The sequence below is a fragment of the Thermomonas beijingensis genome, from assembly GCF_020034655.1.
Taxonomy (GTDB): domain Bacteria; phylum Pseudomonadota; class Gammaproteobacteria; order Xanthomonadales; family Xanthomonadaceae; genus Thermomonas; species Thermomonas beijingensis.
In genome coordinates this window covers 51,227-62,020 of sequence record NZ_JAIQDJ010000008.1, presented here as the reverse complement: position 1 = coordinate 62,020, position 10,794 = coordinate 51,227, and the positions used below count along the sequence as shown (strand labels likewise).

The following is a 10,794-nucleotide window of genomic DNA, read 5'->3' as shown; positions in this document are numbered from 1 at the left end:
CGTGCAGCCTTGCAATGCCGGATCAGAACTTCTGGGTGTACTTGACGTACCAGAAGCGCCCGATGTCAAAGCCGCCGTAGTAGTTCACGTTGGCGCTGGGCTGGGTGTACAGGATCGGCCCGATCTTGTTGAACGCGTTGTTGGCGCCCACCGAGACGTTGGCATCCCACGGCAACTTGACCCGGAATTGCAGGTCATTGAACACCGTGGCGCCATGCACATTGCGCCGACGGATGGCGCTGGCCGGCGTGGTGGTGCCGGTTACGAAACCACCGGTGGGTGCGTATTGAATCTGGTTGCATTCCAGATTCGGATCGTTCAGGCCGGGGACGAAGTAGGTGCAGCCTTCCGCCATCGACGAGTAATAACGCACCATCCAGCTGGCGCCGAAGATTCCGCGTTCCCAGCTCAGGTTGGCATTCGAACGGATGCGGAACGTGCTGGTCACCCCCACCGAGGACACCGGATAACGTGGGTCGTTGGTGGAGATCAGGATGTCTTTCGAGGTGTAGGTGCTGTTCGAGGTCACCCGGAAGTCACCCACGGCCGCCCAGCTCCAGCGGTAGCTGATGTCGAAGTCGAAGCCTTCCACCAGACGATAGCCCGCATTGCGGCTACCGTAGGTCACGCGCGGGGTGCCATCGGCAGCGCGGGTGAACAGAGCAGCATTGCAACGCGATGCGATCCCCTGCACATAGCAGTCGTTGAGGATCAAGTCCGGGCTGTCGGCCACGATGGTGTTTTCGATACGAATCTTCCACCAATCCAACGCCATGTTCAGGTTTTCAACCCACGGCGGACTCCATACCGCGCCCAAGGTTTTGGTCTTGGACGTTTCCGGTTGCAGCAATGGGTTGGAGCCGCTCACGAACGCAATGGGGGTCTGCGTGTTGGGCGAGCCTGCCAGACCAGTCTGACTGCGCTGACGGTAGGTAGCGGCCAGCGCACCCAGCGCACCATTGCCACCGACACCATTGGTGCAGTTGCCACGGGTGGTGGCATTCTGCGCCGAGCTGCCAAACAGGGTGTCGCAGGGATCGGTGAAGAACGAGAACGTTTCCGAGCTGCCGCCGTACAAGTCAGCGATGGTTGGTGCGCGGAAGCCCTCGGCCACGGTACCGCGCAACATCAGCTGATCCAACGGCTTCCAGACAAAGCCCAGCTTGCTGTTGGTGGTATTGCCGAAGGTGTTGTACTTGGAGTAGCGCGACGCCAGGTTCAGCGTCAGCTCCTTCGCCATGACCACATCCTTGAGCAAGGGTGCGGAGAGCTCGGCGTAGAACTCCTTGACGTTGTAACCGCCACGGGTGGGGCCAGACGACAGATTGGTGGAGCCGCCGGTCACTGCAAGGGCATCCGGCACGAATTTGCCGGATTCATTGCGATATTCGGCACCCACCGCAAATCCGAGCTCGCCCGCTGGCAGGCTGAACAAGGAGCCAGCCAAGTTCACGGCCCATACCTTGGTGGTGGTCTCGCCAGTGGCGTGTTCTTCCTGGAACAAGTAGTTCTGCAAGGCCTGGTTGCCAGACAGCGCGCCCGCACCGGTGACGCCATAGGCCAGGAAGGGATTCCAGACTTGGCAGCCAGCGACCACATTACCCGGCGTGCCGCAGACCACATTGCCGCTGGCATCCTTGAACGAGGCGCCCACCGCATTGCGCACATTGGCCAGATTCAAATTGCCATAGGTGTTTTGCAGCAATTTGTTGCTGTTGTGCATATAGCTGACATCCCAATCCCACGGCATGCCATTGAAGCCTTCGAAGCTGCCTTCCAGCGATGCCGAGATGCGGTAGGTGGTCAGATCAGAGCCGGAGATCCGCGGCACTTCCCACGTCCGCCGCCACCAGTTGCTGATGGTGGCCCCGGTCGGGTTGAAGTAGCTCTGTGCCGACATCGGGGTATTGAACGAAGCGGCCTGCATCGGGTAACCGGCCACGGTGCGATTGGACACGCGATTGCTGTACAACACGCCCACCTTGGCGGTGATGGCGTCAGTCAGCTTCAGGTTGCCATCGATATTGAGCGACTTCGACTCCAGCGGTGTGCGCAGGTCGGTTTGCTCCAGGGTATTGGTCTTGTCCGCAATGCTGCCTGGGGTACAACCGGTGCTGGTGGTTGCCCCTGCACAGGTGCCGGTGGCCACATTTTGGCGTATGTAATCGGCCGGGTTACGTGGGTCGCCGCCGGCTTTGAGGATGACGCGAGTCCCGGCAGGAATGCCCGGGATCGGCGTGGACGCGGTGGTGACAAAGCCGCCATAGGCACCCACCGTGGTCCAGTTATCGGTCGGATGCAGCGGGCCGCGCGGGTCTTGGGTGAACCAGCGGTCGGTTGCGCCCACGCCATCTTCCTTGCGGTATTCGCCAGAGACCACAATCGAGCCACGGTCATTGCCCATGCCCCACACCACGTCGCCCTTCTTGATCGCACCGTCGCCCTCGCCGTACTGGCCGTAGTAAACGCTGGCCATGGCGCCATTGAAATTCTGGCGGGTAATCACGTTGATCACACCGGCGATGGCATCCGAGCCGTAGATTGCCGACGCCCCATCCTTGAGTACTTCGATACGCTCCACTGCCGACGCCGGGATGGTGGAGATGTCTGCCAAGCCGCCAGTGGTGACACCAAGGCGGCGACCATTGAGGAGCACCAAGGTGCGCGCGGCACCGATATTGCGCAGGCTGATGAAAGTACCGCCGGCCGCCTCGCCAGCGGACAGCGGCGAAGCGCGCGAAATTGGCGGAGCACCCGTGGCGGTGATGTTTTGCAGGATGTCGGCGACCGATTGGAAGCCCTGCTTCTCGATGTCGTCGCGGGTGATGAAGGTTACCGGCTGGCTGGTTTCCACATCGACCTGGCGAATGCGCGAACCGGTCACCACCAAGGTATCCAAGGTCTTGGCCTTGCTGTCCTTGTCGCTGGTTGCGGGCGCGTTCTGCGCTTGCGCTGCGCCGATTCCGCTGCCAATGATCAGTGCGAAGACGACTGCGTCGCGCAGCCGGTTGGTTTTGAATTGCATGGTTCTGGACTCCCCTCAAGAGTGTTGTGCTGCGTTGCTGACGTTGGGCAACATGGGGGAGGCTAACATATGTTACAGAAATGTAATGATTGTTTTCACGCAATCGTTACAAGGTGTGTGCTAAAGCGCGCCGGCAGTCCGCCCGACAGAGGTTTCCGCCCGCGCCACAAAATCCCGTAGGTACCAGTGTCCATCAAGGCGGACTACCGGTACGACGGCGTCGATGGGGCGCCCGGCCAGGGTGTACTGCAAGCGCAGCTGGGCCTGATCGCCGGTTTGCTGCGTCAGGCTCACATGCAGGCCGCGCAGGCTGGCGTCGATATCCAGCCCGTACTGCTGGTGCAACTGCGCCAGCAGGGTGGCGAGAAAGGGTGACAGCCGGTTCAGGCTTTGGGTCATGCCGAGGGTGGCAAATGCCTGGTTACCGGCCTTGCCGTCGATGCCGCTGCGTACGGCGGCGGCCGAGAGTACGGAAAAAAAACGCTGGGCGCGTTTGGGGTCTGCCAGCGGTGCTTGCAGCGCCCATGTGCCGATCGCAGCAATGGCTTGGTGGCTATGGTCGTGCTCGGCCTGGCTGCTATCGGGATCGGTTTGCACGTACTGACCACCGAACACCATCAAGGTGCGGATGGCTTGGTCGATATCGGCATCGGCCCCGGCAAATTGGCTGCGAAAGGTCACCATCAGTGCCTTGTCGGCATTGGGGACTTGTAGCGCAGCCAGCATGCGCGGGATACGGGCATCCAGCGGCAATTCATCCAATGGCCAGCGGCTGCGACCGGTGCGCCAGGCCAGCTCCAACTCGGCATGCAGTGCCGGCGGCACCGCCAGCCGCGCAAACCCTGCGCCATCGCGGGCCAACAGGCGGTCACGCAACACATAGACCGCATCCACGGGACGCAAGGCCGCGACCTCGCTGTTGGCAATACCTGCAACAGGGCGCTGGCCACCGCCACCTTCGGGCTGGCAAGCCACCAGGCACGCCACCAATGCAATCCCGCACAGGTGTGCAGCAGTGAAGTACCAGGAACGTGCGGAATCGAGTGGCATCCGGGGAGTGTCAGGGCCAGCGCGATATGACGCAAGCGCAAGCCAGGTGCAACCTGGACAAAGGACTGGACAAAGAAAAGGAGACACCGACGATCGCGCAGGGTCTCCTCAAGCGCCGGCAGGGCCGGGATGGATACGGATGTAGCAGCACTCCGGCGTGCACCGGAATGGCATTAGCCTACTTTGGATAAAACATTAAATCAATACATCACGTAGTGATTTTAAGTCATTGTTTTTATTTGGAAAGATCAAGTGCGTCATGCTTGAGGTTGCGACGCTCGCCTGCTGGCGACCCCCAGGCGTTGTTGAACAACGCCGGCTCCCAGCTGCCATAGCTTGGATTGGGCAGCATGAACCAGCGCTCACCAAACCAGTTGGTGTAACGGCTCACCAATTCGGCACGGGCACTGGGCGTGTTGGCAATGACCTGCACGAAATCACCAAGCTGATCGCCAAACTGCATCAACACGCGGTACTTCTGACCGGCCAGGCGTCGCCGACAGTCTTTTTCGCTGCCGTTTTGCTCGCAATCCTGGACGAATGTGCCCAGACCAAGGAACACATCATCGCTTTTCACTGGAAGACCGACAGCCTTCAAGTTGTCGATGGTGGCTTCTTTCAAATGAGTTGCGCGATTGGAGATGTACAAAACGGTGATGCCGCGCGCGTTGGCGGCCTTCGTGAAAGCAACGACACCCGGCACTGCCTTGGCTTTTTTCTCCGCCACCCAAAGATCCCACGTCACATCGCTGTAATCCTGGCCGTCCTGAATCAGGCGCGCCTGATAAGGCGAGTTGTCCAGCACGGTCTCATCCACATCCATCACCACCGCAGGTGGCAGGCCGGTACTCGCGTTACTGCGCTCATCGGCTACCAGCGCGTCCCAGCGCCTGTCCTTGAGCGCTATGTCTAGCCGGTCGGTAGCCGCACGATAAATGGTTTCGGTGACGGCACCATATTCCGCGGAACGCTGCATCCACAGCACTGCATTGAGGTTGTCGTGGGGCGCAGTTGCGTTGCTGGTGGCACTCGCTACTGGTGCCTCTGTGGTGGATACAGGGGCCACCGTTGCGGCCAACGGCGCTGTAGTTTTACAGGCAGACAATGCCAGTGAAGCAGCGAACAGGGTCAGGGTGAAAACACGGCGCATGGCAGGGCTCAGGGGCAGCGGGCTGCCAGTTTACTCGTCACACATGAAAGTGTTGCTTCAGTCCGCCAGCATGGCGCGGATATTGGCCAGGCTGGTGCTGCGGCGCTCGGCTTTTTGCGCGGCATCAGCCACCGGGTCGGCACCGTCGCGCTGGAGTTCATCGGCAGGGAGTTCGTCGAGAAAACGACTGGGTTGCAAGCGCAGTTTGTCGCCCCAGCGCTGCGCTTCTTTCGCGTGCGACAGCCATAGGCGTTCTTTGGCGCGGGTGATGCCGACGTAGAACAAGCGGCGTTCTTCATCGAGGCGGCCTTCGTCCAGGCTCGCTTCGTGCGGCAGGTTACCGTCTTCCACACCGACGATGAACACAAAGCGGAACTCCAGCCCCTTCGAGGCATGCATCGACATCAGCCGCACCTGATTTCCGACATCGCCTTTGTCTGCATGCGAGAGCAGCGCCAGCGCGGCGGCCAGCTCGCCGGGGCCGGACGTTTTCGGGCCATCAAACCAGTCGGCCAATTCATCCAGATTGCGCCGGCGCAGCTTGAACTGGGCTTCGTCTTTGCAACTGGCCTGCAGCGCAGCCAGCAGACCGGAGCGTTCATTGAGCTTGCGCACCAATTCCGTCGGCGGCAACGTGCGTGCATCGTTGCGCAGCCCGTGCAGGAGGCTGGCAAAACCTTGCAGCGCATTGGCGGCGCGGGCCGGCAATTGTTTGGCCAAGGTAATCGATTCGGCGGCGCGTGCCAGCGGCACGTGCGCGTGCGCGGCCAGTTCACCCAGCTTGGCCAAGGTGCCCGCACCCACGCCGCGATTGGGCGACTGCACTGCGCGCAAAAACGCGGCGTCATCGTCTGGGTTGGCCAGTAGGCGCAGCCACGCCAACGCGTCCTTGACTTCGCCGCGGTCCAAAAACGCGGTGCCGCCACTGAGGTGATACGGAATGCGCAGCAGTTGCAGGGCTTTTTCCAGTGCGCGGCTTTGGTGGTTGCCGCGAAACAAAATGCAAATCTCACCCCACGGTGGCGGCGCGTCTGGTGCGGTGTGTTTTTGTGCGATGAACTGGATTTCCGCAGCCACTTTGTCGGCCTCGTGCGCGGCGTCACGGCACTCCCATACGCGGATGCGTTCGCCATCGGCGGCATCGCTCCACAGCGTTTTCGGGTGCTCGTGCGGGTTGTTGGCAATCAGTGCATTGGCGGCGCGCAACACGCGGTTGGAGCAGCGGTAGTTTTGTTCCAGCTTGACGATTTTGAGCGCCGGGTAATCCGTGCCCAGCGAAAGCAGATTATCCGGATTGGCCCCGCGCCAGGCGTAAATGCTCTGGTCGTCGTCGCCCACGCAGGTGAACTGGCCTGCGTCACCGGCAATGGCTTTGAGCAGGCGATATTGCGCATCGTTGGTGTCTTGGCATTCGTCCACCAGCAGATAGCCGATGCGCTCGCGCCAGGCCATGCGAACCTCGTCATCGGTTTCCAGCAACTGCACCGGCAGCCGAATCAGATCATCAAAATCCACCGCATTGAATGCCGATAACCGCTGCTGGTAGCGCGCATACAGCGCGGCAGCTTCGCGCTCACGCGTGCTGCGCGAAGCCTCTGCCGCTTGTGCCGGCGACAACCCGGCATTCTTGGCGCGGCTGATGAGGTGTTTGGCAGCATCGATCACATCGGGTTTGCTGCCGGGTGGCAGCAAATCTTTCAGCTGCGCGCTGGAATCATCGGCATCAAAAATGGAAAACCCGCGGCGCAGGCCCAGCTTGGCGTGGTCAATCTGCACAATCTTCAGGCCCAGCGCGTGAAAGGTCGACACCGTGAGGTCCTGCGCGGCATCGCCTTTGATGCGCTTGCCCACGCGCTCGCGCATTTCGCGTGCGGATTTGTTGGTGAAGGTGATTGCGGCGATGCGCTTGGCCGGGTAGCGGCCGGACTGGATCAGATGCGCAACCTTTTCGATGATGACCCGGGTCTTGCCACTGCCGGCACCGGCCAGCACCAGCAGGGGGCCCTCGGTGTGCAAGACCGCTTGCCGCTGGGGGGGATTGAGGCCGTGCAGGTTGGGTGCTGACATTGCGCCATTTTCAGTGCTGGCGGGCGTTCTGCCCAGCCTTGTTCACCGTTAAAATCCGTGCATGGCCAAGCTTTATTTCTATTATTCCGCGATGAATGCGGGCAAGACCACCACGTTGCTGCAAAGCGCGCACAACTACCGCGAGCGCGGCATGCGGGTGGCGATCTTGACCCCGCGCCTGGATGACCGCGCCGGGGCTGGCACGGTGGCCTCCCGTATCGGGCTGCGTGCGCAGGGGGTGGCGTTTTCACGCGATGCTGATTTGCAGCAGGTGGTGGAAGACGACATCCGCGACAACGGGCCATTGCATTGCGTGCTGGTGGATGAGGCGCAATTTTTGAGCAAATCGCAGGTCTGGCAACTCAGTGAAGTGGTGGATGCGCTGCGCATTCCGGTGCTGTGCTACGGCTTGCGCACGGATTTTCGCGGCGAGCTATTTGAGGGCAGCCAGTATTTGCTGGCGTGGGCCGATGAGTTTTCCGAAATCAAGACGATTTGCCATAGCGGCAAGAAAGCCATCATGAATGTACGCATTGATGCGCAGGGGCGCGCCGTACAGGACGGGCCGCAGGTGGAAATTGGAGGCAACGAGCGCTATGTGTCGGTGTCGCGTGCCGAGTTCAAGAAGGTGATGCGTGGCGAGGGGCTGATCGAGCCGTTGCAGGTGCCGTTGCCGCTTTGACCGGCTTGCCGCAGGTGTTTCGAATCGCCTGGATTTCACGCGGCACCGCGCCGCCTTCGGGGACAGCCAACTGCATATCGGCCAATACCGCATCCAGGGTGACGCGCGACAACTGTGGTTGCTGCTGGCAGCGCAGTTGCGCCGCATATGCACGTGCCAGCCAGACCGCTTTTCGCTGCTCCAACCCATTGCTGTGCAGTTGTCCTAACCGATCGAGTTGCTCGAGCGCATTTGGCTGGCCCTGGCTGGCCAAAAGACGTGCCAGTGAAACCTCGGCACGCCGGGTGTGTGAATGCTCGGGGCCATATCCCGCGCGGGTCAGCTGCACAGCTGTTTCCAATACGCTACGCGCGAGCACGGTTTGCCCGAGTGCTACCTGGATTTCACCAGTCAAACGGTCACTATCGCCCACCAATTCGTGGTTGGCACCGAATTGGCGCGCCCGCAGGTTTGCTGACTCGTGCGCGGCTGCCAACGCATCACGATCATGGCCGGCATCGTGCTGGATCATCGCCAGATTGAACAAGCCGGCGGCAATCAATCCGTCATTGCCGGATTTGCGCCAGGCATCCACCGCCTGTTGCTGAAAACGCATCGCGCGCGCAAGGTCGCCGCGTTCCCACGCCACGATTGCCAGGCTGTTGTAAGCGCGGGCCATATCCGGATGGTTGACGTCCAGGCGCGTAGTCATCCACGCAGTGGTATCAAGGAAGATGGTTTCGGCTTCATTGAAGCGGCCCAAGTCCACATACAGCGCCGCCAGTTGGCGATTGGCATCAATCGCGGTGCGATGGTTGGGGCCGTGCAGTTCTTGCGCCAATTTCAGGGATTGCTTGCAGTCGCGCACGGCATCATCTACGGCATCCATGTTGCGCTCCAGCGAGCACATCGAGCGCAGCATATCGATTGCTTCAGGATGGTGATCACCGGCTTTTTGGCGTAGCCGCATCAAGCCGCTGGCAATGGTGTGCAGGGCTTCAGCGGGGCTGCCACCATCGGCTTGCAATGTGGCCAAATCGAGTGTGGTTTCGGCCAGCCCAGTCTCGTCGTTCTGCTTGCGCCGCAGATCCAGTGCGCGCATGAACAAGCGTTTGGCGGCATCGGTCTGGCCCACTTCGCGAAGACAACGCCCCAGTTGCGTGTAATACGCGGAGACTTGTTGTGACAGGCGCGATTGCTCGGTATCCACCTGCAGCTCCAGCCGCTGCATTTGCGCTACGCACAGGCCAGGATTGCCCAATTGGCGTTGCACGTTGCCACGCAGCGTGACTGCTTCCATGCGCAGACTGAACGGCGCATCCGGTAATTGCGCCAGTAGATTGGCTTGACGCTGCAACAACGCATCGGCTTCGCGATAGTCGCCCAAGCTCAAACGCAATTGCGCCACCACGCCATACAGCTCCGCACGCGCCTGCGGCTGCCGCGCCAAGCTGTGTTCGCCACGCAAAATACCCATATCCAGCAAGCTGCGCAGGTCGATTGGGGTGTTGGGTGAACTGCCCGCGTCCTGGAATAATTCGGCAATAAAACGCTGCATGGCTTGCGCGCGCGAGGCTTCATGCAAAGCGCGTTGCGCCTGCCATGCCACGACCCCCAGCGCGGTCATCAGCACCAATAAAATGGTGGTGCCCGCCGCCATTGACCAGCGATGCCGTTGCACGTATTTGCGAACGCGATAACCCATGCTTTCACCGCGCGCCAGTACCGGCCGGCCGCGCAGGAAGCTGAGCAAGTCTTGCGACAAGGCCTCGGCCGAGACGTAGCGTTGGTTCGGGCGTTTGGCCAACGCCTTGAGGATGATGTTATCGAGATCACCCAGCAGCACTTTGGCCAGGCGACGTGGCGTATAGGGCCGCACCAGCAGGGGATCGGCCAGTTGCGCGGCCTGCGATGGTTTCAGCGGTGCGCCGTCGAGGATGGCTTCTTCCCACTCGGCATCGGTCTGGCGCTTGAGCCGGTATGGCTTGCTGCCGGTCAACAACTCGTACAACACCACCCCGAGCGAATAGACATCGGTCATGGTGGTGACCGGCTCGCCTCGAATCTGTTCGGGGGCGGCGTAGTGCAAGGTGAAGGCACGCACGCCGGTGCGGGTTTGTTCTACCGGCAGCGGATCCACGTCGAGCAGTTTGGCAATACCGAAATCGAGCAGCCGCACATGCCCATCGGGAGTGACCAGGATATTGGAGGGCTTGAGGTCGCGATGCACGATCAAGTTGGCATGCGCATGGCTGACCGCATCGCAAATTTGGCGAAATAGATCCAGCCGCGCGGCGATGTCGAGCTGACGCGCCTGGCACCAACTGGTGATCGACTCGCCATCCACGTACTCCAGCGCCAGATACGGTTGCCCGCCTTGATCAACGCCGGCATCCAACAGGCGTGCGATGAACGGGTGCGCAAACCGCGCCAGTATTTCACGCTCGCGGTCAAAGCGCTGGCGCAGGCTGGAATCGACCAGGCCGGAGCGCAACAACTTCAGCGCCACTTTGCGCTCGTACAGGCCATCGGCACGTGCAGCCAACCATACCTGGCCCATGCCGCCTTCGCCCAGCACGCGCTCAAGCCGGTACGGGCCAAAGCGCGCACCGGGCACCACGCCGGCCGGTAGTTGCATCACCGGCGTGTTCAGGAATTCGGCATCGTCGGCTTCAAGCAGCAACAGACGTTCAAGTTCGGCGGCCAGTTGCGGGTCTTCGCAGCGCAGCACTTGCAGGTGCTCGGCGCGTTGGTCGGCAGGCAGCTCCAGCAGGGCATCCAGCAGTGGCGACAGGCGTTGCCAGCGCGCGAGATCCATGCCGGCAACCGCCTCCCTGACCT

At 61.2% G+C, this 10,794-nt stretch carries 6 protein-coding genes; 1 reads left to right on the top strand and 5 read right to left on the bottom strand.

Going from position 1 to position 10,794, the window contains the following annotated elements:
* Positions 1 to 22: 22 nt before the first annotated feature.
* The 4 genes from K7B09_RS11440 to K7B09_RS11425 form a co-directional block, all read right to left on the bottom strand.
* Entirely contained in the window at positions 23 to 3,025 is a 3,003-nt protein-coding gene (locus K7B09_RS11440; RefSeq protein ID WP_223629594.1) for a TonB-dependent receptor plug domain-containing protein, read from the bottom strand.
* Between the two features lie 120 nt (positions 3,026 to 3,145).
* Positions 3,146 to 4,075 carry a hypothetical protein gene (locus K7B09_RS11435; RefSeq protein ID WP_223629593.1) on the bottom strand — a complete coding sequence of 310 codons (930 nt, stop codon included), beginning with the start codon at positions 4,073 to 4,075 and terminating at the stop codon, positions 3,146 to 3,148.
* 235 nt (positions 4,076 to 4,310) lie between these two features.
* Positions 4,311 to 5,225 (bottom strand): 5'-nucleotidase, lipoprotein e(P4) family, encoded by a 915-nt coding sequence (locus K7B09_RS11430; protein WP_223629592.1) that lies wholly within the window; start codon positions 5,223 to 5,225, stop codon positions 4,311 to 4,313.
* A gap of 57 nt (positions 5,226 to 5,282) precedes the next feature.
* The gene (locus K7B09_RS11425; RefSeq protein WP_223629621.1) at positions 5,283 to 7,277 is read right to left on the bottom strand and encodes a UvrD-helicase domain-containing protein; all 1,995 of its coding nucleotides are present in this window, start codon (positions 7,275 to 7,277) and stop codon (positions 5,283 to 5,285) included.
* Between the two features lie 76 nt (positions 7,278 to 7,353).
* Between K7B09_RS11425 and K7B09_RS11420 the strand changes: the two genes are divergently transcribed.
* Positions 7,354 to 7,974 carry a thymidine kinase gene (locus K7B09_RS11420; RefSeq protein WP_223629591.1) on the top strand — a complete coding sequence of 207 codons (621 nt, stop codon included), beginning with the start codon at positions 7,354 to 7,356 and terminating at the stop codon, positions 7,972 to 7,974.
* Here K7B09_RS11420 and K7B09_RS11415 read toward each other — a convergent pair.
* Complete coding sequence (locus tag K7B09_RS11415; RefSeq protein ID WP_223629590.1) at positions 7,913 to 10,771, bottom strand: serine/threonine-protein kinase; 2,859 nt, start codon at positions 10,769 to 10,771, stop codon at positions 7,913 to 7,915. The two genes, K7B09_RS11420 and K7B09_RS11415, sit on opposite strands and share 62 nt — an antisense overlap.
* Positions 10,772 to 10,794 lie beyond the last annotated feature (23 nt).